We start from the raw sequence: 22,859 nt of genomic DNA, 5'->3' as shown, positions 1-22,859 counted from the left end.
TTCTATTTATGCTCATCCTCTGTCAGGATTCCCATGCTTTCAATATGCTTTCTTGCTTCATCATCTCCAAGATCATATATCATTCCATATATTCGTTTCATTGTTTCGTCATAGGCATCGTTTTCACGGTCATAATGGTATTGAACATAAGGAACATGGGCTCTGAAAAAATTTTGCCATTCTGTTGAATAGTTCTGGTCAAAATATTCTCTTAGTGCAATAATTTCATCATCATTTGCCTCAATTTTATAATTCCAGGTGGAGTCAGTGGCACTTTGAGATATCTCACCCGAACCAAGCGTTATATAATACGTCTTTTTATTTCCTTCCAATCCTGTCAGCCCCTTTATTGTTCATTGCTGTGACGCAGATTCAACACCGGTTAGTTTTTCTTTACATATCACGATATTTTTCATTTCTTTAGTTATCGTATCCCACATTTATGATAAAATTATACAAAATTACGATCATTCTTCTTAAGCTGACATATACTAAGTTAAACAAATTGGAAGTCCGCTTTTCCAATTGGCATGGGGTGAATATTTTTCTGCATCAGGGGTATTAATTAAGTATACTATAGAAAACCGGAGAATTTTTTAAGGAGGTGTTATCATGAAACTGATTGATGAGCTATATGAACTTTACAGGAATAAGCTGACTGGTGATGAAGAAGATATCGATATGCTCGCTTTTGCCTTCTTAGAAGAAATGGACAGAGAAGACCTGCTGAATATTATCAAGGACCTTGATAATCAGGAATTATATGATTTAATGGGGCTTTATCTGATCGAGAGCTTAAAAGGGAAGTTTGCCAGTGAAAATTACGGCCAGCGCAGAAGCCCGATCATTCACCACCGAAACATACACTAAACTATACATATCCGAATTAGAATAACGATCCATATACTCCAAGGCGGCGCTAAGCCGCTTTTTTAATTTTTTCCCACATAAAAAGACCAGCTTTGCAGCCAGTCTTTGTTTATTATCCAAGGTATGCTTTAAGCATCCAGATATGTTTTTTTAAGCTTTGCTTTACAGCAATCAGCATGTCGCCTGTTCCTTCATCTTTGGCTTCTTCTGCAAGCTCGATTGCTTCCTGAAGCTCGTCCACCATTTTTTCAAAGTCGTCAACGACAGATTGAACCATTTGTTCTTCGTTTTCTTTTCCTGTCGCTTCTTTAAGAGAACTGGTCTCCAGAACTTCTTTCATTGTTGCAACCGGTTTAGCCTCAAGAGCAAGGATTCTCTCAGCCAGTTCATCTACATGTACGTTGGCTTCATTATAAAGCTCTTCGAATTTTGCATGTAGGGTAAAAAAGTTTTTTCCTTTAATGTACCAATGGTAATTGTGAAGTTTTACATATAGAACTGTCCAGTTTGCTACTTGCTGGTTAACAGCTTTTACTAATTCTTTACTCATAATAATCATCCTCCCAACAATAGAATACCCACCTTGGCAGAATTAAAACCTGTACAGGGCCATGGCGAAATTTTTCATTATTGAGCTGCTTTCATGGTAGAATATTGAGTGAAAAGGGGGAGAAATATGTATACGGTATTAGTCATATCGATCATTATCGTGATTGTGGTTCTGCTGCTTAGCGTCATTACTACTTCAAAGGCTTACCAATTCAAGCATACGGTAGACCCGATTGATCCGCTTCCTGACAGCGGCAAGGAACAAAAAGAGGCTAACGAGGAGCAAGAAGATAACCAAAGCCGTTCGTAAGCATACACTATTATATAAACAGCCTCCGTACAGCCGGAGGTTTTCTTTTTAAAGGGACGGAAAAATACATGTGGAGAGGACATTAAGATGGATATATACTCCATGATGCTTACAGTATTTTTAGTATTAAATATTATCCTGGCTGTGTTTGTTATCTTTCTGGAGCGAAGGGATGCAGGCGCCACATGGGCATGGCTCATGGTTTTATTCTTTCTTCCTCTTCTTGGTTTTTTCATGTACCTCTTCTTTGGACAGAATTTAACCCGAAGGAAGATGTTCCAATGGGAAGACCGCAAAAAAATTGGAATTGATGAACTGCTGAACAACCAAATCAGAGGGATTAAGGAAAAGGATTTCCATTTTCGTAATGAGATCATTGAAAAATCCAAAGACCTTATTTACATGCATCTTGTAAACAATGATTCAGTATTGACCCAGGATAACGAGGTCAGAATTTTTACAGACGGGAAAGATAAATTCAATTCACTTGTAGAGGATATAAAAAGTGCAACCGATCATATCCACCTGCAATATTATATCTTCAAAAGAGACAATCTTGGGAAAAGCTTAATCACTCTCTTAACGGAAAAAGCCAGGGAAGGCGTTAAAGTCAGGCTTCTCTATGATGAACTTGGCTCAAGGAGCCTGCATAAAAGGGCATTTAAAGAGCTGATTGCTGCAGGAGGAGAAATTGAGGCCTTTTTCCCTTCGCGGCTGCATTTTATCAATTTAAGAATCAATTACCGGAACCACCGGAAAATTGCCATCATTGACGGACGGATTGGGTATGTTGGCGGCTTTAATGTTGGGGATGAATATCTCGGGCTGAATCCGAAGTTCGGGTATTGGCGTGATACCCATCTAAGAATCAGAGGAAGTGCTGTCCATTCTCTGCAGACCCGCTTTATCCTGGACTGGAACCAGGCTTCCTACCGCCATGACATTTTCTATGCTCCTGAGTTTTTCCCGCTCTGCGAGTCCCAGGATAGCGTAGGGATGCAGATTGTTACCAGCGGCCCGGATTCTGAATGGGAACAAATTAAAAATGGTTATATTAAAATGATTTCGTCTGCACGTAAGTCCATATATATCCAAACCCCATATTTCATTCCTGATGCAAGTCTTCTTGACGCCTTGAAAATAGCTGCATTGTCAGGTGTGGAAGTAAATATTATGATTCCGAATAAACCTGATCACATGTTTGTTTATTGGGCCACTTATTCCTATATTGGGGAGATGCTAAAAGTAAATGCAAATATCTATATATACGAAAATGGCTTCATACATGCAAAAACCCTGATAGTGGATGAAAAAGTATCATCGGTAGGAACTGCGAATATAGATGTTAGAAGTTTCAGGCTCAATTTTGAGGTAAATGCTTTTATTTATGATCAGGAAGTTTCAAAAGAACTGACTGAGAGCTTTAAGGAAGATGTTCGGCTTTCAACAAACCTGACTGCAGGAGATTACAGAAAAAGGCCATTGAAGATAAAGTTGAAGGAATCCATTTCAAGGCTGCTTTCGCCAATATTATAAAACGGGCTGAAAAAATCAGCCCGTTTTCTTTAAGCAAAAACCTGTTTCAAGTCATCCTTTGATTGCTGCAGCCAGAATCTCATAAGACGCTTTGCCCCTTCAAGATCATGAAGCTTTGCCTGACCGCATTGCTTCTCATTTGCAGCGGGGATTTCGGTAATTTCAACTGCATCTTCCATTGTAGCTTCCAGCAGATCAATTATTTCTTCAACTGACGGCTCACCGCTTACCACTAAATAATAGCCGGTCTGGCAGCCCATCGGGGAAATATCAATAATGTCGAAATGGCCATATTTTTCTGCATGAGTACGGATATTAAAAGCAAGCAGATGCTCAAGTGTGTGTATGACATCCGGCTTCATCGCCTGTTTATTTGGCTGGCAGAACCTGATATCAAACTTGTTCACTAATCCATCACTGCCCACTTTATGGACACCACAGTGCCTCACGTAAGGCGCTTTTACAGCATTATGATCCAACTCGAAACTTTCTACTGAAGGCATACAAAACACTCCCCTAAAGTTTTCCTTTTACTATAACATAATACCCGACTAAATTCATCGAATTAATATGAAAATTATGACTTTTTTATGATAATATGTTATTTTAAAAGAAAATATGATTTAACCGGGAAAGGTAATGCCATGCTAAAAAAAATACTCATTTCAATATTTCGTTTTTATCAAGTTGTGATTTCCCCGCTCAAGCCTCCAACATGCCGGTTTTATCCGACATGTTCCCATTATGGGCTGGAGTCAGTTAAACGATTCGGCGCCTTCAAGGGCGGCTGGCTGACAATAAAACGGATCCTTAAATGCCATCCCCTTCATCCGGGCGGTGTCGACCTGGTTCCCGAGCAATGGCCCAAAAAGAAAAAGAATTAACCCTCGTATCCGTCCACTACAAGGTCAAGCTTGCCTGTGCCAGGATGAATAACAAGCCCATGCACAGGCACATCTGCCGGCATCAGCGGATGCTTTTTCACCATATGTACACTATGGGATACACTATTCTCTACATTTTCAAAACCTCTTAGCCAATCATCGGCAGCGATTCCTGAGTATGTCATCGTATCCAGTGCATCGTCAGTAATGCCTCTCTCCTTCATGCTGCTGACAACCGCATCAGCCTTCATTCCGCTCATGCCGCAGTCACGATGGCCAATAACAAACACTTCTTTCGCCTGCAGCTGATAAACAGCTATTAATATGCTTCTCATAATACTTCCAAATGGGTGGGTTACTAAAGCTCCTGCGTTCTTAATGATTTTCACATCACCGTTTCTTACATTAAGCGCTTTTGGCAAAAGCTCCACTAAACGTGTGTCCATGCAAGTCAGAATAACCATTTTCTTATTAGGAAACTTCGTTGTTTCAAACTCTTCGTACTTTTTTCTTCAACAAATTGCTGGTTATGGTTTAAGATCTCTTCTAAAAGTTTCAATTGTTCCACTCCCTGTCTTTTTGTGAATACTTTGATTGTAAGAGCTATTTGCTCCCTGCTTGACGAAAAAATGTCAATACTAATAGAGACCTTTCACTGGCCTCTAAAATTATGATACATAAAGTAGAAGCTCCAAACAAATTTTTCCCTTGCTTTTTAGCTGGATATTTTGTAAGATAACTAAGGAAATCGTAATGATTCCGTATTAAATATCATTTAACCGTTCTATAAATCGTAATTACTACGCTTTATAAAAGGAGGAGAATAATGAAAAAGGCATTTTTAATATATATTCTGGGGCTAATCCTTATTCTTTCCGGCTGTACAGGGGGAAAGACAGAGGAAAGCAGCAGCAAAACTATAGTTTATACAACAGTTTATCCTCTTCAATACTTTACTGAACAAATCGGAGGAAAAGCGATAGAGGTTGAGACCATCTACCCGCCCGGGTCGGATGAACATACCTTTGAACCTTCTCAAAAAGATATGATGAAGCTGGCCGATTCGGATCTGTTTATTTTTATAGGGCTGGGTCTTGAGGGATTTGTGGAAAAGGCAAAAGACACATTGAAAAATGAGAATGTTAAAATGGTGGCAGCTGGAGAAAACCTGGAGTTTGTCCACTCAGATGTAAATCATGATCCTGCGCATGAGGAAGATGCAGATGACCACGAAGCTGGTGCTGAAGACGGGCATGATCACGGGGATATCGACCCCCATGTTTGGCTGGATCCTTTATACTCGAAGGAATTGGCAGAATCAATTAAAGATGCTTTAGTGGAACAGATGCCTGATCAGAAAGAGCAGTTTGAACAAAATTATATGGAGCTTGCCCAGGAGCTTGATAATCTTCATAAAGATTATGAACAGACGGTTCAAAGTGCAAAGCATCAGGAATTCATTGTTTCACACGCAGCCTATGGTTATTGGGAAGACCGATATGGTCTGGATCAAATCAGTGTATCAGGCTTGAATTCCTCCAGTGAGCCTACTCAGAAAGAACTGCAGAAAATCATTGCAGAAGCAAAAGAACATGGCTTAAAATATGTATTTTTTGAACAGAATGTCAGCTCAAGACTGACGGAAATTCTGCAAAAGGAAATTGGCGCAAGTCCTTTACTGCTGCATAATTTATCCGTATTAACGGAAGAAGATCTAAAAGAGAACCAAACGTATTTTACCCTTATGCAAGACAATCTGTCGGCCCTAAAAAAAGCTTTAAATGAATAATCACATTCCACCTCCCGCCCTGGGAGGTTTTTTCATCTGAAATGCAGGTCATGACATTCCTTCAAATGCCATGACTGATTTGGCGGGCATTGCAGAAAATATAAAAGACCCCGCGATTTCGGCCTGGTCATATTTTTTCTGCTTAGGAGGAATAATTAATGGCAAAAGATGTTTTATGTGAAGTAAACAACTGCACTTTCTGGAAAGATGGAAACCGATGCAGCGCAGACCAGATATACGTAGTCAGCCATACTGGCAAAACGGCAGACGACACCAAAGAAACAGACTGCCAAACGTTCGAACCGCATTAATGGTGACAGGCACCGCCCGAATTTTGTCGAATTCCGGCAGTTCCATTTTTGCATAATACTGCAAAAGCGGTGCATGGGCTGCACCGCTTTTTTTTTTAAATAAATAAGTTTATTATTTTTTTTAGCGGGAATGTATAGAATAACAATAACCTATAGGAGTGATACATATGTTATCAACCGTTATTTTGCTTGGAGCTGCTTTTGCCGCTGCTGCTGGATTAAGCTCCTTTGCCATTAAGGAAGATTCATTTATTAAAGACGAAATTACTCAATAACTGATCATAAAAGGCGCTGGGTATGCGTCTTATTTTTTTGCACTCAAACGAAAACCGCAGTTTCTGCCGGATAGAACTGCGGTTTTTTTCTACAGGATAAAGCTTTCCTTTGAGATGGTAACTTCACTCAGTCTTTTCTCATTAATCTCAAAACCAATTCCCGGTTTATCAGGAACCTTAATCATTCCGTTCTTTACGGTGACCTCAGGAAGAATAATATCTTCTTCCCAATACCTTTCTGACGCTGAAATATCACCGGGAATAGCAAAGCCCTCCAGAGAAGCCAGCGCAATATTATGGGCACGGGAGATTCCAAACTCCAACATACCTCCACACCAGATTGCGATCCCCTTATCCAGGCAATAATCATGAATTTTCCTTGCTGTCCCCAGACCTCCAACCCGGCCAATCTTAATATTAATTACTTTACAGCTTCCAAGCTCGACAGCTCTTCTGGCATCATTAAAGGTAACAATACTTTCATCCAGGCAGATCGGTGTTTGCAATTCCTTCTGAAGCTTTGCATGATCAACAATATCATCATATTCAAGCGGCTGTTCAATCATCAAGAGCCCGAAGTCATCAAGCCTTTTTAACTGGTCTATATCCCCTAATGAATAAGCTGAATTAGCATCAGCCATGATTGGCAAATCGGGATAATAGCGGCGGATGTCTGAGATCAATTCATAATCATTTTCGGGGCTGATTTTTATTTTGACCCTTTGATAGCCGCTCTCCAGATAGCTTTCAATTTGCCTTCTTACTTCTTCCTTTGTTTTGGCGCCAACAACCACGCCGGATAGGATTTGTTCCCTCTTACCTCCTATAAATTCAGAAAGAGAGCTATTTTCTTTTTTAGCAGCCAGATCCCATAAAGCCGTTTCCAGCGCTGCTTTTGCCATTTGATTTCTTCGCAGGGCTTCAAAAGCACGTCCTGCATCTGAAGGATGCTTAATACCAGCTATACGCAGGATCGGGATAAGAAACTTCTTTAGCACATGATAGCTCGTCTCAACCGTTTCCTCTGTATACCAGGGGGAAGAAAAAGCGACTCCTTCCCCATATCCCTTCCGTCCTTCCGTATCAATTACTTCAACTATGATTCCCTCTCTATCTTTAACAGTTCCTAAATGAGTGGAAAATGGCGTTTTTAGGGGCATCGCAATTTTATACAAAGTAACTGTTTTAATATCCATGCTATTTCCCGCTTTCCCCGAGCAGTTCCCGGAGCTTCCTTCTTAATATCTTCTTAGAAGCATTCCTGGGAATTTCATTAATCATGATGATCTTTTTAGGCACTTTATACTTTGCCAGCCTCTCTAAGCAGTAATCTGTCACTTCTTTTTTATCCAGGCTTTCTTCTCCGGCAATAAAGGCGACCGGCACTTCACCCCAAACATTATCCCTCATGCCAATAACCCCTGCATCCGATATTTGGGGGTGTGAAGCAAGAACGCCCTCAATTTCAGCAGGATAAATATTTTCTCCGCCTGAAATGATCAAGTCTGAACGCCGGTCTAGTACATATAAAAATCCTTCTTGATCGACATAGCCTATATCTCCGGTTGAGAGCCAGCCATCTTTTATTTTTTTCGCAGTTTCTTCTTCACGGTTTAAATACCCTTTTGTCACATTCGGGCCTTTCACAAGAATCTCACCCGCTTCTCCAGGGTCCGCAAGCCCCCCATTCGGATTAAAAATTTTCAGCTGGGAAGGAAATAATGGCTTTCCGGCTGATCCTAATTTGCTGAAACTGTATTCCGGAGGCAGAGTAACAATCTGTGACGAAGTTTCCGTCATTCCGTAAGTCTGGTAAACAGGAATATCCTTCTCCCTGCAAACCTCCAGAAGAGATTTTGCTGCTGGACCTCCTCCTAAAAGCATACATCTGAAATAGTCCGGCATCTGCTCATTTTTTAATTCATCTGCAATCCGGGTGAGCATCGTACTCACAACAGACATGATGGTCACCTTTTCGGCGGAAATGGCTTTGATGGCTTTTTTCTCATGGAAAGATTCAAAAAGAACCATTTTCATGCCGTAGATGATGCTGCGCATTAAAATGGAATAGCCGCTAATATGAAAAATCGGAACAGCACACAGCCAGCTGTCGTTTTCATTCAGCCCTAAGTTTAATGCAGACCCCACTGCACTCCACCAATGATTGCCGTAGGTTTGCAGAACACCTTTCGGATTCCCTGTTGTACCGGATGTATACATGACAGTACAAACTTCATTAAGACTTATTTCTTCTATTAATGCCGGCTCGGCAGGAGCTTTCCTGAAGAGGTCTTCTTTATGTATCGTCGAAATTCCCCGTAAAGAGTTTACAACCTTTTGGCTAACTCCATCAAAAGAACTCTCCGTTATAAGGAAAGCGGACTTCGAATCATCCAGCTGCCAAATTAATTCCTCGGCAGTCAGCCTGTTATTTAATATAACGGCCTTCACATCGATTAGCTGCAGAGCCAAAAGGATAAAAACACTGTCTTCATGATTTCTCAGAAGCACCCCTGCAAACTGGCCTCTCTTTAATCCAGCTGCCTGTAATTGTCCTGCTATCATGTATGCACGCTCATATACTTCGGAAAATGTATAGGTTTTTTCCAAGAAAGAAAGGGCTGGGCGTTCAGGTGTTAAAAACGCCCGTTTTTGAAGGAAATTCGGCACTATTTGCGCTTCCATCATAATCACCTCATTTCATGCGATTTTTTCATATAAAAACAGCCTGATGGACTGGCCATCAAGCTGAAAAATAGTATTCCCCTGAAATCAAGGGAAACGCGGGAATTGACCAAAGTCCGGTTTACGCTTTTCTTTGAATGCGTCACGGCCTTCCTTCGCTTCATCCGTTGTATAGTATAGAAGGGTTGCGTCACCGGCGAATTGCTGGATTCCAGCAAGTCCATCTGTATCCGCGTTGAAGGCAGCCTTCAAGAAACGGATAGCAGTCGGGCTCTTCTCCAGAATTTCTTCACACCACTGAATTGTTTCTTCTTCCACTTTCTCAAGCGGAACAACTGTATTAACAAGACCCATATCCAGAGCTTCCTGAGCTCCGTACTGGCGGCACAGATACCAAATTTCGCGTGCTTTCTTATGGCCGACGATTCTTGCAAGATATCCTGAACCGTAACCTGCATCGAAGCTTCCCACTTTAGGTCCTGTTTGTCCAAATACAGCGTTATCAGCTGCAATCGTTAAGTCACATACGATATGAAGGACATGTCCTCCGCCAATCGCATAGCCTTTTACCATCGCAATAACCGGTTTAGGAATGACACGGATTAAGCGCTGAAGATCCAAAACATTTAAACGAGGGATCTGGTCATCCCCTACATATCCGCCATGTCCTCTGACAGATTGGTCTCCGCCTGAACAAAATGCTTTGTCTCCAGCACCAGTTAGGACAATAACACCTACATTTTCATCATCACGCGCGTACGCAAATGCATCAATTAATTCCATTACCGTTCTTGGAGTAAAGGCATTGTGGACTTGCGGTCTGTTAATAGTAATTTTCGCTATTCCATTGTATGTTTCATACATAATCTCTTCGTACTTTTTTCCTGCAACCCATTCTACAGCTGACATACATGATTCCTCCTCAATATGTATTGTATTAGATAGCTCGATAATTGCCGCACAGCTTAACGCCAGCAAAGGACATCATTCCTCAATCTTTACTGCTTTTGTATTAATCTCCCCTGATTGCGACAAAAACCCACTTACTATTGTACCAAATAATTCAGGTTTCTCCACATGAATTGCATGTCCTGCATTTTTGACGGACTTCCACTGAACATTTGGCAATGCTTTCGACATCTCTTCTGCAATTCTGCAGAATTTTTGGTCCAGCTCCCCGGTCAATAGAAGGACTGGCATTTTCAGATTACCGAGCTCCCCCCACCAGGATGGCTGTGAGCCGGTGCCCATTCCATTCAGGCTGTTTGCCAGACCAACAATAGAATTGGCCATACGCTGATTCCTTATTCGTGTGCGGATTTGTTCAGGAAGATTCCTTTGGCTCTGAAATAACGGGATATTCTCCCAATAGCCGATAAAATCCACAACGCCTTCCTTCCTGATTCTGTCAGCCAGCCTGGCATCCTGCACTTTTCTTTCATGCCTTTCTTCTTCTGTCCTAAGCCCTGGGGAAGCACTTTCCAAAATCAGCGTGCGGATTTTTTCAGGATATTTAACTGCAAAAGTCAGCGCAAGCCGCCCCCCCATGGAATATCCAAGAACATCAATTTTCTCGATTCCCATCTTTTCTAAGAGACTGTTTATCACAGCGGCACACTCTTCTATTTGATAATGGCCAATATCAGATGGGGCTCCAGACTTCCCATGCCCGATTATGTCCAAAGCAATGGCTTTCGAATGTCCTTTCCAGAAGGGAGCGAACTCTTTCCAGCCCTCACTATTTCCTGTGAAGCCATGAAGGAGAAGAAGCGGAAATCCCTTACCCCACGTATCGACATTATAGTGAACCCCATTCATGACATATTTCATCGGTATTCACCCTTCCAGCAATCGACTTATTTCCCGGGAAACAGAATTCCACAATTCTCGATGCTCGGTTAAATTCCTGTCCCGATTTGTCGTAATTTCCATTACCTTCAAGCCAGGTATGTCCATGTTCCGTTTGAAGGCGGAAATAAAATGTTCCCAATCTGATATTAAATCATATTGTCCGCCAAACATCTTAATGGCATGGCTGAAATCAAGATCCAGCGGTGTTCCGAACAGTTTTTCAAAGTTATTGGGATAATTCGCCTGAGGAAGAAATGAGAAGATTCCGCCTCCATTATTATTAATCAGCAAAATATTAATATCAATTCCATACAGCTTAGAGGCAATTAAACCATTTAAATCATGAAAGAAGGTTAAATCACCGAGCACAAGATAGAGCGGCTGAGAAGCCATCCCGGCACCAAGAGCAGTTGAAACAGTGCCATCAATGCCATTTGCTCCCCTGTTAGCCATTACTTTAATGCCTTTTTGATTAAAATGGAAAAAAGTATCCAGATCCCGTATAGGCATACTGTTTCCTACAAATAAGGTTGAGCCTTCTGGAAGCATTTCAGCGAGCTGGAAAAACAATTTACCCTCGCTCATTTCATCTGCTTCATTAATATCAGCAAGCTTCACTCTTGTAAGTTCATTGATTTTTTTCCAAAGTGCAATGAATTCATCATTTTCTGAGGTGTTTAAATATGACGTGACAGATTCACAGAACAGCAGCTCATCGCAATGAATCATTTCGGTCGAGAGCAGTGAAGGATCACGCCATCCGCCGCCTCCATCAACAATAATCTGCCGGGCAGTACTGTTTTCTTTCATGAAAATGGACAATGGCTTTGATACAGGCATAGCACCGAAGCGAATGATAACATCCGGCTTAAGCGCTTTTTTTGCATCGTCATTTTTCAAAAAGGTATCATATGCATCCATAATGAAGCTGCCATCGTGCAGTCCGCTTCTCAACTGTGATAATGGATCGGCAATGATCGGAAAGTTCAGCTTTTCCGCCAGTTTAATAACGGCAGCCGGAAAGCCGGACTTTTCCAGATGGCCGCAGATTATAATCCCTTTATGGGCAGAGTTTAAGATCTGTGCCATTTCTTTGTACTCTTCGTTAGGCAAACAAAGCTTGCCACCCTGAATATTTACATACCCTTCCGTCCGTTCACTAAGCTCGAATAAATCAGCACGATCCAGCTTCGGAACTAGCGGCTCACGGAAAGGGAAATTAAGATGAACAGGTCCAGCCGGTGAACTCTTTGCGGCGGAAGCAGCTCTCGCACATACTGTCCGGGCATAACGAAGCATTTCTGCAGAATTCTCGGGAGGGGCCATTTCAACAAACCACTTTACATTATTACCATACAAATGGATTTGATCGATCGCCTGTGGAGCGCCTACGTCCCTTAGTTCATGAGGCCGGTCCGCTGTAAGCACGATTAGCGGCACCCTGGAATACCTGGCTTCCACAATGGCCGGGTAGTAATTGGCAGCAGCTGTTCCGGATGTACACAGCAAAGCTGCCGGTTTCTGGGATGCTTTAGCAATGCCCAACGCAAAAAAGGCAGCCGAACGCTCGTCTACATGAATATGCACACGAAGCGCCGGATGCTCTGCCATTACCATTGCCATTGGGGTAGAACGGGAGCCGGGACTGACCACGACATCCTCTACCCCGCTTTTTACTAATTCAGCCACAAATGCGGCTATATATGAAGTTAAAGCTTCCTGATGATTCACTTTTCATAACCCCCAAGAGCCGTAAGCATAGGCCGGAATTTAATCTTTGTTTCCTGGTATTCGCTTTCGGCATTTGAATCCTGTACTACTCCACAGCCTGCAAATAAGGATGCCTCATTCCCCTGAATTAAACCGGACCTTATCGCAACAGCATATTCGCCATTTCCTCTAAAATCCATCCATCCTAACGGAGCAGCATAAAAGCCGCGATCCAGTTCTTCTGCTTCTCTGATTTTTTCTACAGCTTCTCTTTTAGGCAGGCCTCCAAGAGCAGGAGTCGGGTGAAGACGGTCGACTAAAGCAAGAAGTGAAGCATCTTCCTTGGTCTTTCCTATTACAGGGGTATATAGGTGCTGAATATCCCGCATCTTCATCAGCTGTGGTTCATTCGGCAGTTCAACTTCTGTGCAGGATTCTTCCATAGCTTCCTTTATCATATCCACCACATATTGATGTTCAGTCAAGTTCTTTTGATCATGCAGTAATGTTTCTCCAAGGATATGATCATCTTCTTCCGATTTGCCTCTGGGGATGGAACCTGCCAGACAAGTTGTAAACACGTTTTCCCCGTATTTTTTTATAAGTCGTTCAGGAGAGGCTCCAATAAAGCAGTCACCGTTCGATTCAAACGCAAAGATAAAGCTTTCACTCTGCATTTTCATCAAATTCTGAAGAACTCTTTCAATCTCAATCGGCTTTTCATAAATGAGCCTGGATTCCCTCGCAAGCACAACCTTTTTTAATAGGGATCCTGATTTTAGTTCATCAACAATTTCATCCACTGTCTCCATCCATTTTTCAGGATTGATATCCGCTTCTTCCTGAAGAGTGTTTGCACTCTCAGGATGATAATCATTAATTGAACCTATTAGCATGCTTCTTTCAGCGGCTATCTTTTCAAAAAGTGATTCACTATCATGCTGTGTACAGACAACATTTGTTGTCAAAAAAGCTTGTCCATTGATTTCACTGTACATATAAGCCGGCACATGAAAAAGGGAATTGGAATACTTCGACCAAAGCTTTGTTTTCTGCTTCAGCGGGTCAAAAGAAAAACCGCCAAACATTACGGGCCCGGTTGCATTTTCATTATAAGAGTTAAAAATAATACTGTTATTAATAAAACGCTTCCATTCCTTTTCAACCCGATTAAATCTGTCTATATTTTCGTCTGACTGGATTTGCCTGCAGATGCCAAGCCCGATTATATAAGCTTCACTGGAAGGATCCTTCCAGAAAAAGCGTTCACCAAAAAAACGGCTCTTTCCTGCCGCATAAAAAGAAAGGGGGTCTATATGATTTATTTTTTTCACTTCACTCACTAAAACAGGCTTTGATAAGGCTTTGGCCCTCTCAATCGCCTCCTGGATCCCTTCTTTTAGTTCCGTATCTTGTATCGTAACCAAAAAAATCCCTCCAATAACAGCTTAAATTGCCGTTATCCTACTTTAAACTTATTCTAAGATACACCTGTGATTCAAGGAATGTCAATGATGTCAATCCGGTCATTCCTTTATTGTATCCTTTATATTATAGCTTACTTTCGGCATCTATAATATCAATTAACTCAGGTTCACTGTAAATAACTGTTACGTTACAGCATTCATGGCAAATACCGGTACATTTTACGGCAATAATACGTTGACACTCCTGCGGTATTTACCTAAACTTAAGGTGTTTGGTATAGTTGGCTTATGGGGGTTTACTTTGACAATACCCTGATAATCAGTTAAAATAAACAAGTTTGAATGATTCAATCATTGATACCATTACAGAATAGATAATTAAGGGGAGAGTTATCATGCAACCACAAGCACAGACCAATTTTCCGCCTGCTTCGAGCTCAAAGAACTGGAGAGTCTGGTGGCAGCTGACCAGGCCGCATACTTTGACCGCTGCTTTTGTTCCCGTTTTACTTGGAACAGCTCTTGCAATGGAACTTACCGAAATAAATTTCAGCCTGTTTTTTGCCATGCTGGCAGCAAGTCTGCTAATTCAGGCTGCTACCAATATGTTTAACGAATATTATGATTTCAAAAGAGGGCTTGATACGGAAGACTCTGTTGGAATCGGCGGAGCGATTGTCCGTGAAGGAATCAAACCAAAAACGGTCCTGAATTTGGCTTTTGGGCTTTACGGGATTTCGATATTACTTGGTTTCTATATTTGCATGAACACAAGCTGGTGGATTGCAGCAATCGGACTTGCCTCCATGGCAGTAGGATATTTATATACAGGCGGTCCTCTTCCGATTGCCTACACACCATTTGGTGAATTATTCGCAGGTTTTTTCATGGGCATGCTAATCATTCTTATATCTTTCTATATCCAGGCAGGAACCGTAACCGCAACAAGTGTTTTAGTTTCGTTCCCTATATTGATTCTTGTTGGCGCCATTCTGCTGGCCAATAATATCAGGGACTTGGATGGCGACAAGAAGTTCGGCCGTAAGACATTGGCTATTCTTTTAGGAAAAAAAGGAGCGATTAACCTGCTTGCCGGTATGTTCATCGTGTCTTATGCATGGGTCTTCATATTAATCGCCATAAGCATCATAACACCATGGCTTGCTATCGTTGTCCTTAGTGCGCCTAAGGCCATTAAAGCAACGAAAGGCTTCATCGGCAATACACTTCCGATGCAAATGATGCCTGCGATGAAAGCAACTGCACAGACAAATACAATCTTTGGCTTCCTTTTATCAGTAGGCCTGTTCCTCGGATATCTACTATAATCATTTAATAAACCTCTGCTTCTATGGCAGGGGTTTTTTGTTTGGAAAAAACCAGCAGAAAGCGTCACCTTGGTTTCATCCCATTTTTAACGGGTAATTTTTACGTAAGGAAGATACAGGCCGTAAAATTACTTCTTCCGTTATGATTTTGCAAACTACGTCCATACTAAACCCATATGGACTAAGATTTGATATCCGGCGGAGCAAAACTGTCAGAGCTCGTCTTTATTATAAGCTTGACTATCAGATCAACAGGCATTTATAAAAATCATCAAAACTAAGGATGTGACATAGTATGTTGACCAATGAACAGATCAGTACTTTAAAAAAGGAATTGAATGATGAAAAGGAATCACTGGAGTCCCAGCTGCAGGGCAATAAAGAAGGCAGTCTGGAAGGAGCAAGCGCCAGAGATGCAGTAGGAGAGCTATCTCTATATGATAACCATCCCGCAGATATGGGTTCTGAACTTTATGAACGCGAAAAGGATTTTGCATTGGAAGAGCACCATGACTCTGAACTCAATAAAGTGAATGCTGCATTAAAGGCAATTGAAGATGGTTCATACGGCAAGTGTAAACAGTGCGGTTCTGATATTCCATATGAGCGGCTGGAAGTGATTCCGGCAACCCTTTACTGTATGGATCATAGTCCTGAACAAAATGTGCCGGGAGACCGTCCTGTTGAGGAAGATGTGCTTGAACCTGCTCATGGGAATACCTTTCAGCATCATCAATTCAGGGAAGTAGTAGATAATGAAGACAGCTTTCAGGAAGTTGCCCGTTTTGGCACTTCTGAGACACCCTCTGATTTAAGGGGGGACTATGAAGATTACAATTCCCTTTATAATGAAGGCCATGATGACGAAGGTTTTACAGAAGATTATGAGACATTTGTCGGAAATGACCTTGAAGGCAAGGAGAGAAAAATCTATCCTTCCAAGAAACATGAAGAGTATGAAGCCATGCTGGATGAAAATGATATCGAAGCACCTTTCGGGGATGTGCCGTATCATGAGACTGACGGCTATGTGGATGAAGATAAGAAAGATAAGGATTAAAGTAAAAGCGATGCAGCTGCATCGCTTTTTTATGTCAAATGGCAAAATAAGATACCCTTATATATTTATAGTTTGGATTCGATATCCTGGATAATCTCATCAATAGTATCGGAAACATCGTTTGTGCGGCGGGCAATGGAGATGCTGAATTCCAGCAGTTCTTTATAATTTTTCACCGGAATAGAATCACTTGTTTTCTCGAATTCATTTAGTTGCAGTCCAATATTTTGAAGATGCAGCAAAACTTCTTCCATAGATCCTCTCTCGATTTGGTACACTTAACAGCTACCCCCTTTATATCTAATGATTTCATTATCAGGGTTTTTAAACCTTTTTTGTAGTGGAAATTATTGTTAATATTGTTACTTTGCAGAGTAAAACTTCTCCACAAAGGAAATATTAGTTTTAGAATAATTTGCTGGGAGGTTCATTATGTCCGCACAAATGAAAGCAGCATGCTTTTCAGAATATGACAAACTTGAGCAAGTAGTGTTATGTGAACCAAAGTACATGACGATTGTGGATACCATTAATGAAACGCAGAAGCATTATGAAAAAGAGGGAATTAATATCGACGTGGCGATGAAACAGCACAGGCATTTTGTCAGCGCATTGAAGGATCAGGGAATCGAAGTCGTTCTGCTGCCCCCGCTGGAAAAATATCCTGAACAGGTTTTTACCCGCGATATTGGATTTACGCTTGGAGAAAAAGTTTACGTTGCCGAAATGGCTACTGATATCCGGCAGGGAGAGGAAAATGTTCTGAAACAATGGCTGGAAGCAAGTCAGGTTCCTTTTTACAATCTTACGGGTGATCGTATAGAAGGTGGCGATGTTCTCATTGACGGCCATACTATATATGCCGGAGTGAGCAGCAGGACCCATGAGGATGCGATTGAGCATCTTCGCAGCCTTATGCCTGATTATGAGGTCGTATCCATCCCTTTCACTGATACTTATCTTCACCTTGATTGTGTATTTAATATCCTTTCACCTGAAGAAGCTCTTATTTTCCCAGGAGAGATCCACGGGGAAAAAGTTAAAATGCTGGAATCACGCTATGATTTAATAAAAGTGTCGGAAGAGGAGCAATTCACACTCGGAACGAACGTCCTTTCCATTGGCAATAAGAAAGTATTCAGTCTTCCCGTTAATAAAAATGTCAATAAAGAGCTCAGGTCCAGGGGCTATGAAGTCATTGAGGTAGACATTACTGAAATTATTAAATCCGGAGGTGCCTTCCGCTGCTGTACGTTGCCGGTTAGGCGCAGTAAAGGGTAAATAATGATTATAGATTCTCAGAAAAACGCCTTTTTGAGCGTTATTGGCACTACTAAACAAAAACAGCCTCTTCTCACAAGAAGGCTGTTTTTCTTTTTACTTATTCATCATCTCAACGCCAGCGGGTTTGATTTTCCAGATTTCGCGCGCATATTCGCTGATTGTGCGGTCGCTTGAGAAATAGCCTGAGCCGGCAATGTTCATTAAGCTCATTTTCAGCCAATGATTCCGATCCTCATATGCCTTTCCGGCTTCTTTCTGGATATTGACATACGAAGCAAAATCCCGCAATACAAAATACTGGTCATTTTCCATCAGCAGTGAGTCAAAAATGGGCTCGAACTCATCATCAGCATCCGGGAAAAATCCATTCACAAGCTGGTCGGTGACCTGGCGGATTCTCTTATCATGATGGTAATACTCTCTGGAATTATAACCGCCATTCTGGTAATAGCTGAGCACCTCATCTGCAGTTAATCCAAAGATGAAGATATTGTCATCTCCTGCTTTTTCTTTTATCTCAATATTGGCTCCATCCAGTGTACCAACTGTCAAAGCGCCATTCATCATGAATTTCATATTCCCTGTACCGGAAGCTTCCTTGCTTGCTGTAGAAATCTGCTCGCTGATATCTGCAGCGGGGAAAATTTCCTCTGCCAGCGAAACCCGATAATTTTCAAGAAAGATAACCTTTAGCACCTCTCTTGTCTGTGGGTCATTGTTCACCTTTTCAGCAACGGTATTAATTAATTTGATGATTTTCTTTGCATAGTAATAGCCAGGGGAAGCTTTTGCTCCAAAAATAAAAGTCCGCGGATGCATGCGGAAATTGGAATCTTCCTTCAGCCGGTTATATAAGTGCATAACATGAAGAATATTTAACAGCTGGCGTTTATAAGCATGCAGACGCTTAACCTGAATGTCAAAAATGGAAGACGTATCAACCTTAATGCCCTGCTGCTCCTGAATGCGCTTTGCCAATCTTTCCTTGTTCAATTGCTTAATCTGATGCAGCTGTCCAAGGAAAACCCTATCATTCTTAAAATCTTCCAGTTCGCGAAGCTTTTCCGGTTCCCGAATCCAGCCTGCCCCAATGCTCTCATTTATAAGACCAGATAAAAGCGGATTGGCTTTCAGAAGCCATCTTCTATGTGTAATCCCATTGGTTTTATTATTAAATTTCTCAGGAAAAATTTCATAGAACTGATTCATTTCCCGCTTCTTTAAGATTTCTGTATGAAGGGCGGCAACACCATTTACGCTGGAACTCCCGACAAGAGCAAGATGGGCCATCTTAACCTGGTCGTGCGCGATGATCGCCATATCCTCAATCCGCTTCCAGTCCCCCGGGAATCTCTCCCAAAGATCGCGGCAAAAGCGTTCATTGATTTCGTTCACGATCATAAAAATCCGCGGCAGCAAAGGCTGGAATATGCGGACAGGCCATTTCTCCAATGCCTCTGAAAGAGTTGTATGATTCGTATAGGCAATCGTCCGGACCGTAATATCCCAGGCATCCTCCCAGCCCATTCCCTCTTCATCCAGCAGAATCCGCATAAGTTCAGGAATGGCAAGAACCGGATGTGTATCATTAATATGAATGCTCACATATTCATGGAAATCTCTTAAACTGGTATGCTGCTTTCGATAGGAACGCACAATGGATCGGATACTGGCCGAAACAAGGAAGTATTGTTGCTTCAACCTTAGGATCTTCCCCTCATCATGGGTATCATCAGGATAGAGAAACTCCGAAACAGATTCGGTTTCCCGTTTATATTTTAAAATATCATGATTTACAGGATAAGGAGACGGCTCAGCATTCCAAAGCCTGAGAGTGTTAATCGTATCTGTTTGATACCCAGCCACAGGCATATCGTATGGAACTGCCGAAATGGTCTCAGCATTCACATGGCGGAACACAAGCCTGCCTCTGTCTTCAGCCGTTTCAACTTTACCCCAAAAGGGAACTTCGATTGCCAGGTCTGCTTTTCTAACTTCCCATACATGGCCGTTCCGCAGCCACTGCTCCGGAAGCTCTACCTGGTAGCCATCCACAATTTTCTGCTCAAACAGGCCATGCTTATATCGAATTCCGCAGCCATGGCCCGGAAGATTTAAGGATGCCAGCGAGTCCATAAAACAGGCCGCCAGACGTCCCAGTCCCCCGTTTCCAAGCCCTGCATCTGCTTCGATTTCTTCAAGGCGGTTTCAGGTCAATGCCCAGATCTGCCAGACCATCTTTTACAACCTGCTCAATTCCCAGGTTTATCAGATTATGATGAAGCAGGCGGCCCAATAAAAACTCAATGGATAAGTAATATACCTGCTTTTCACGGTCGATGCGGTACCGCTCATTTGTATTAATCCACTCTGTGCTCACATGTTCCCTGATCATATTTCCGAGAGTGAAGTAATGATCTCTTTCTGTGCTTTCGCCAAAGCTTTTTCCACAGGTCATCTCCAGTTTCTTCAGGAATTCCTCTTTGAACTCATCGCGATCAGAAAACATGGCTTTCACTCCTTGAAACAAGGCCTGCATATAGCTGATTGTATTTGAAAGCAGATTGTGCCCAGCTGTTATCCATACCCATCGCATTTTTCATAATCTGCTCCCATAATTTGCTGTCACTGTAAAAGCTTATTGCTCTTCGAATGGTGTACAGCATGTCATGGGCATTAAAGTGGCTGAAGGAAAAACCGTTTCCTTCTCCTGTGTATTCATTGTAAGAATGGACGGTATCATTTAAACCGCCTGTTTCCCTGACGATGGGAATGGAGCCATATCTCATCGCAATCATCTGCCCTAACCCGCAGGGCTCAAATTGTGAAGGCATTAAGAATAAATCGGACCCTGCATAGAATTCATGTGCAAGCCCTTCATCAAACCCAATATATGCTTTGCATTTATCCGGGTAGCCCGCTTCCATCTCCCTGAAAAATTGCTCAAACTCACGGTCTCCAGTCCCTAGAATCAGGACTTGAACATCACCCTGCATAAGCTCATGGAACACACATTTTACAAGGTCCAGGCCCTTTTGCTTTGTAAGCCTCGTAACCATGGCTATCAAAGGAACCTTTTCCTTCACCGGCAAGCCGAATTTTTTCTGAAGATGAACTTTATTCTCTTTTTTAATCTGCAGCTTTTCAGCAATATAGTTCTCTTTTATATATGGATCCTTTTCAGGATTATAAAATTCATCATCAATCCCATTTAAGATTCCTTCCAGGTCACAAGCTCTGCGTTTCAGCAAATCATGCAGCTTCTCACCGTAATACTCCGTTTGAATTTCATCTTTATACGTAGGACTGACTGTGGTAATTTTATCAGCAGCGACAAGTCCGCCCTTCATGAAATTGATGTTTCCGAAGAATTCAAGCTTATCCGGATGGAAATGGCTATAGTCAAGCCCTAATAGATCCCCTAAAGCAGTCCCTGGCATAATCCCCTGAAATTGAAGGTTATGAATGGTGAAGACTGTCCGAATAAATTCATACCCCTTTTTCGCACGATACTCAACCCTGAGGAGAAAAGGAATCATCCCGGTATGCCAATCATGGCTGTGAATAACATCTGGACAGTAATCTATATGCTGAAGAGCATCCAGCACGGCCCGGTTAAAATAGGCAAACCTCTCTCCATCATCAAAATAGCCGTATAATTTTTCACGGTTAAAGTAATATTCATTATCCACAAAATAGAATGTGATTCCCTGGTGCTCAAGTTCTTCAATTCCGCAATACTGGTTTCTCCAGCCTACCTGAACTGTAAACTCGCACTTTTTTGACATTTTCTTTTTAAAATCATCTGATATGGAACCATACTTGGGAAGAATCACCCGTACGTCAGTCCCCTGTTTGGCAAGCTCTTTCGGGAGAGAGCCGGCTACGTCGGCAAGACCTCCGGATTTGACGAATGGAACACATTCAGAAACAGCAAACAATACTTTCACGAGTTCATCAGCGCTCCTTGTACGGTACCTTTGCGTATTACCAGAGGCATTTCACTTCTTCCCTCAATTCTGGCACCGGATTCTACCTTAACATCTTTATCTAAAATAACAGAGTCTAAAACACAGTTCTCTCCAATTTGGGTTTTTTGCATGATTATACAATTTTTCACGACTGAGCCCTTGCCAATTTTGACCCCGCGGGAGATAATGCTGTTCTCGACTGTTCCTTCAATCATGCAGCCATTTGCAATCATTGAATTCTTTGCGCTCGCACCTTTTACATATCGGGTTGGCGGTTCATCTTTTACTTTTGTATAAATGGGCTGGCTGCGCAGAAATATATTTTTCCATGCCTCCGGTTCCAATAGCCCCATGCTGGCAGCAAAGTAATTTTCAATGGAATCAATCATAACGGCCAAGCCTGTATATTCATAATTGCATATCGTGTACGAATGGTGGATATCTGTAACAACATCACTCATGCACGTGTATCCTGTTTCGTTTCTATTTTCTATTAAACTAATAAGCAGCGAGGTTTTTACAAGGTACATTTCCAGCGACCGTCCATCCTGGCGAACAACTGTAATATCACACCCCGTCATAATATGTCTATCCAGAACAGGCCTGAAATCCATATTAAAAACGGTGAAACAGTTTGAGATCAAGGCATACTCCTGCTTGCTGCGATAAAAATAATCCAAATTGGCAGCAAAGAGATTGAAGGATCCGATCCCTTTACTTGGACTATCCAGCAAAGGGGACGGAAAAAGAATAGTCCATCCCTTTTTCTGTTTAAGTCCCAGTTCTTCCCTGAGCCAAGGTGATCCATTAAAGAGCGATATTGATACTTCGGAAATATGGCTACACTCTCAATATCCGAGTTGACCATATTGGAGAGAACAAAATCGATCAGCCTGTAGCGGCCTGCAAACGGAACAGCTGCGAGCGACCTGTGTACTGTCAATTCCTCTAAATCCTCATGGTAGGTTGTTGCATCTATCACACCAAGCATTCTCTTCTTCATGACATTCCCTCCCGTT

The 22,859-nt window shown here is 41.9% G+C and carries 20 protein-coding genes and 3 pseudogenes; 9 read left to right on the top strand and 14 right to left on the bottom strand.

Annotation, left to right across the window (positions count from 1 at the left end; all coding sequences use genetic code 11):
- Positions 1-2 precede the first annotated feature (2 nt).
- Positions 3-332: a hydrolase gene (locus LLY41_RS04685; RefSeq protein WP_304587061.1), complete on the bottom strand. Its 330-nt coding sequence runs from the start codon at positions 330-332 to the stop codon at positions 3-5.
- Between the two features lie 280 nt (positions 333-612).
- Between LLY41_RS04685 and LLY41_RS04680 the strand changes: the two genes are divergently transcribed.
- Positions 613-870: a DUF6154 family protein gene (locus LLY41_RS04680; RefSeq protein WP_035330414.1), complete on the top strand. Its 258-nt coding sequence runs from the start codon at positions 613-615 to the stop codon at positions 868-870.
- Between the two features lie 112 nt (positions 871-982).
- Here the strand turns inward: LLY41_RS04680 and LLY41_RS04675 are convergent, their stop codons facing one another.
- Complete coding sequence (locus LLY41_RS04675; protein WP_076261831.1) at positions 983-1,420, bottom strand: Dps family protein; 438 nt, start codon at positions 1,418-1,420, stop codon at positions 983-985.
- A 126-nt stretch (positions 1,421-1,546) separates the two neighbouring features.
- On the opposite strand from LLY41_RS04675, the gene ytzI reads away from it, so the two are divergent.
- A complete protein-coding gene (gene ytzI / locus LLY41_RS04670; RefSeq protein ID WP_095244524.1) occupies positions 1,547-1,729 on the top strand; it encodes a YtzI protein in 183 nt (60 codons plus the stop codon).
- Positions 1,730-1,816: 87 nt separating this feature from the next.
- The gene (cls, locus tag LLY41_RS04665; RefSeq protein ID WP_304587060.1) at positions 1,817-3,265 is read left to right on the top strand and encodes a cardiolipin synthase; all 1,449 of its coding nucleotides are present in this window, start codon (positions 1,817-1,819) and stop codon (positions 3,263-3,265) included.
- A 29-nt stretch (positions 3,266-3,294) separates the two neighbouring features.
- Here cls and LLY41_RS04660 read toward each other — a convergent pair whose 3' ends face one another.
- A complete protein-coding gene (locus tag LLY41_RS04660) occupies positions 3,295-3,768 on the bottom strand; it encodes an S-ribosylhomocysteine lyase (protein ID WP_095244526.1) in 474 nt (157 codons plus the stop codon).
- A 141-nt stretch (positions 3,769-3,909) separates the two neighbouring features.
- Between LLY41_RS04660 and yidD the strand changes: the two genes are divergently transcribed.
- Positions 3,910-4,149, top strand: coding sequence for a membrane protein insertion efficiency factor YidD (gene yidD, locus LLY41_RS04655; RefSeq protein ID WP_095244527.1), 240 nt, complete (start codon positions 3,910-3,912; stop codon positions 4,147-4,149).
- Here yidD and LLY41_RS04650 read toward each other — a convergent pair.
- Positions 4,146-4,708 (bottom strand): annotated as a pseudogene (locus LLY41_RS04650) (beta-class carbonic anhydrase). The gene yidD and the pseudogene LLY41_RS04650 sit on opposite strands and share 4 nt — an antisense overlap.
- Positions 4,709-4,975: 267 nt before the next feature.
- Between LLY41_RS04650 and LLY41_RS04645 the strand changes: the two are divergent.
- Together LLY41_RS04645 and LLY41_RS04640 are read left to right on the top strand one after the other, a co-directional pair.
- Entirely contained in the window at positions 4,976-5,938 is a 963-nt protein-coding gene (locus tag LLY41_RS04645; protein WP_304587059.1) for a metal ABC transporter substrate-binding protein, read from the top strand.
- Positions 5,939-6,096: 158 nt separating this feature from the next.
- Positions 6,097-6,249 carry a DUF1540 domain-containing protein gene (locus tag LLY41_RS04640; protein WP_304587058.1) on the top strand — a complete coding sequence of 51 codons (153 nt, stop codon included), beginning with the start codon at positions 6,097-6,099 and terminating at the stop codon, positions 6,247-6,249.
- Positions 6,250-6,613: 364 nt separating this feature from the next.
- On the opposite strand, the gene menC is transcribed toward LLY41_RS04640, so the two are convergent.
- The 6 genes from menC to LLY41_RS04610 all read right to left on the bottom strand — a co-directional run bounded on the left by menC (position 6,614) and on the right by LLY41_RS04610 (position 14,197).
- The gene (menC, locus tag LLY41_RS04635) at positions 6,614-7,720 is read right to left on the bottom strand and encodes an o-succinylbenzoate synthase (RefSeq protein ID WP_304587057.1); all 1,107 of its coding nucleotides are present in this window, start codon (positions 7,718-7,720) and stop codon (positions 6,614-6,616) included.
- Position 7,721: 1 nt separating this feature from the next.
- Positions 7,722-9,209 carry an o-succinylbenzoate--CoA ligase gene (locus tag LLY41_RS04630; protein ID WP_304588011.1) on the bottom strand — a complete coding sequence of 496 codons (1,488 nt, stop codon included), beginning with the start codon at positions 9,207-9,209 and terminating at the stop codon, positions 7,722-7,724.
- 87 nt (positions 9,210-9,296) lie between these two features.
- On the bottom strand, positions 9,297-10,118 hold the full coding sequence (gene menB, locus LLY41_RS04625; protein WP_095244532.1) for a 1,4-dihydroxy-2-naphthoyl-CoA synthase: 822 nt from the start codon (positions 10,116-10,118) through the stop codon (positions 9,297-9,299).
- A gap of 75 nt (positions 10,119-10,193) precedes the next feature.
- Complete coding sequence (gene menH, locus LLY41_RS04620) at positions 10,194-11,039, bottom strand: 2-succinyl-6-hydroxy-2,4-cyclohexadiene-1-carboxylate synthase (RefSeq protein ID WP_304587056.1); 846 nt, start codon at positions 11,037-11,039, stop codon at positions 10,194-10,196.
- Positions 11,040-11,045: 6 nt separating this feature from the next.
- Entirely contained in the window at positions 11,046-12,791 is a 1,746-nt protein-coding gene (menD, locus tag LLY41_RS04615) for a 2-succinyl-5-enolpyruvyl-6-hydroxy-3-cyclohexene-1-carboxylic-acid synthase (RefSeq protein ID WP_095244534.1), read from the bottom strand.
- A complete protein-coding gene (locus tag LLY41_RS04610) occupies positions 12,788-14,197 on the bottom strand; it encodes an isochorismate synthase (protein ID WP_304587055.1) in 1,410 nt (469 codons plus the stop codon). Before LLY41_RS04610 ends, menD begins: the two co-directional genes overlap by 4 nt.
- 395 nt (positions 14,198-14,592) lie before the next feature.
- Here LLY41_RS04610 and LLY41_RS04605 point away from each other — a divergent pair, with 395 nt between their 5' ends.
- A complete protein-coding gene (locus LLY41_RS04605; protein ID WP_304587054.1) occupies positions 14,593-15,525 on the top strand; it encodes a 1,4-dihydroxy-2-naphthoate polyprenyltransferase in 933 nt (310 codons plus the stop codon).
- 295 nt (positions 15,526-15,820) lie between these two features.
- Complete coding sequence (locus LLY41_RS04600; protein WP_095244537.1) at positions 15,821-16,585, top strand: TraR/DksA C4-type zinc finger protein; 765 nt, start codon at positions 15,821-15,823, stop codon at positions 16,583-16,585.
- Between the two features lie 65 nt (positions 16,586-16,650).
- Here the strand turns inward: LLY41_RS04600 and LLY41_RS04595 are convergent, their stop codons facing one another.
- Positions 16,651-16,863, bottom strand: coding sequence for a hypothetical protein (locus LLY41_RS04595; RefSeq protein WP_048011093.1), 213 nt, complete (start codon positions 16,861-16,863; stop codon positions 16,651-16,653).
- Positions 16,864-17,017: 154 nt separating this feature from the next.
- On the opposite strand from LLY41_RS04595, the gene LLY41_RS04590 reads away from it, so the two are divergent.
- Positions 17,018-17,866, top strand: coding sequence for a dimethylarginine dimethylaminohydrolase family protein (locus tag LLY41_RS04590; protein ID WP_304587053.1), 849 nt, complete (start codon positions 17,018-17,020; stop codon positions 17,864-17,866).
- A 96-nt stretch (positions 17,867-17,962) separates the two neighbouring features.
- On the opposite strand, the pseudogene LLY41_RS04585 reads toward LLY41_RS04590, so the two are convergent.
- From LLY41_RS04585 to LLY41_RS04575, 3 genes and pseudogenes are all read right to left on the bottom strand, one after another.
- Positions 17,963-20,378 (bottom strand): annotated as a pseudogene (locus LLY41_RS04585) (glycogen/starch/alpha-glucan phosphorylase).
- Complete coding sequence (gene glgA, locus LLY41_RS04580; RefSeq protein WP_095244540.1) at positions 20,368-21,819, bottom strand: glycogen synthase GlgA; 1,452 nt, start codon at positions 21,817-21,819, stop codon at positions 20,368-20,370. The pseudogene LLY41_RS04585 and the gene glgA overlap by 11 nt, the downstream one beginning before the upstream one ends.
- A pseudogene (locus LLY41_RS04575) lies at positions 21,816-22,843 on the bottom strand (sugar phosphate nucleotidyltransferase). The gene glgA and the pseudogene LLY41_RS04575 overlap by 4 nt, the downstream one beginning before the upstream one ends.
- Positions 22,844-22,859: the final 16 nt, after the last annotated feature.

The organism is Cytobacillus firmus (genome assembly GCF_023612095.1).
GTDB lineage: Bacteria > Bacillota > Bacilli > Bacillales > Cytobacillaceae > Cytobacillus.
Note: the sequence above shows the minus strand (reverse complement) of the source record. Positions and strands in the feature narration are given on the sequence as shown.

Excerpts from the sequence above, each read along its gene's own strand:
- LLY41_RS04680 (WP_035330414.1), top strand. The coding sequence starts at position 613 with ATGAAACTGATTGATGAGCTATATGAACTTTACAGGAATAAGCTGACT.
- LLY41_RS04675 (WP_076261831.1), bottom strand. The coding sequence starts at position 1,420 with ATGAGTAAAGAATTAGTAAAAGCTGTTAACCAGCAAGTAGCAAACTGG.
- ytzI (WP_095244524.1), top strand. The coding sequence starts at position 1,547 with ATGTATACGGTATTAGTCATATCGATCATTATCGTGATTGTGGTTCTG.
- cls (WP_304587060.1), top strand. The coding sequence starts at position 1,817 with ATGGATATATACTCCATGATGCTTACAGTATTTTTAGTATTAAATATT.
- LLY41_RS04660 (WP_095244526.1), bottom strand. The coding sequence starts at position 3,768 with ATGCCTTCAGTAGAAAGTTTCGAGTTGGATCATAATGCTGTAAAAGCG.
- yidD (WP_095244527.1), top strand. The coding sequence starts at position 3,910 with ATGCTAAAAAAAATACTCATTTCAATATTTCGTTTTTATCAAGTTGTG.
- LLY41_RS04645 (WP_304587059.1), top strand. The coding sequence starts at position 4,976 with ATGAAAAAGGCATTTTTAATATATATTCTGGGGCTAATCCTTATTCTT.
- LLY41_RS04640 (WP_304587058.1), top strand. The coding sequence starts at position 6,097 with ATGGCAAAAGATGTTTTATGTGAAGTAAACAACTGCACTTTCTGGAAA.
- menC (WP_304587057.1), bottom strand. The coding sequence starts at position 7,720 with ATGGATATTAAAACAGTTACTTTGTATAAAATTGCGATGCCCCTAAAA.
- LLY41_RS04630 (WP_304588011.1), bottom strand. The coding sequence starts at position 9,209 with ATGGAAGCGCAAATAGTGCCGAATTTCCTTCAAAAACGGGCGTTTTTA.
- menB (WP_095244532.1), bottom strand. The coding sequence starts at position 10,118 with ATGTCAGCTGTAGAATGGGTTGCAGGAAAAAAGTACGAAGAGATTATG.
- menH (WP_304587056.1), bottom strand. The coding sequence starts at position 11,039 with ATGAAATATGTCATGAATGGGGTTCACTATAATGTCGATACGTGGGGT.
- LLY41_RS04605 (WP_304587054.1), top strand. The coding sequence starts at position 14,593 with ATGCAACCACAAGCACAGACCAATTTTCCGCCTGCTTCGAGCTCAAAG.
- LLY41_RS04600 (WP_095244537.1), top strand. The coding sequence starts at position 15,821 with ATGTTGACCAATGAACAGATCAGTACTTTAAAAAAGGAATTGAATGAT.
- LLY41_RS04590 (WP_304587053.1), top strand. The coding sequence starts at position 17,018 with ATGTCCGCACAAATGAAAGCAGCATGCTTTTCAGAATATGACAAACTT.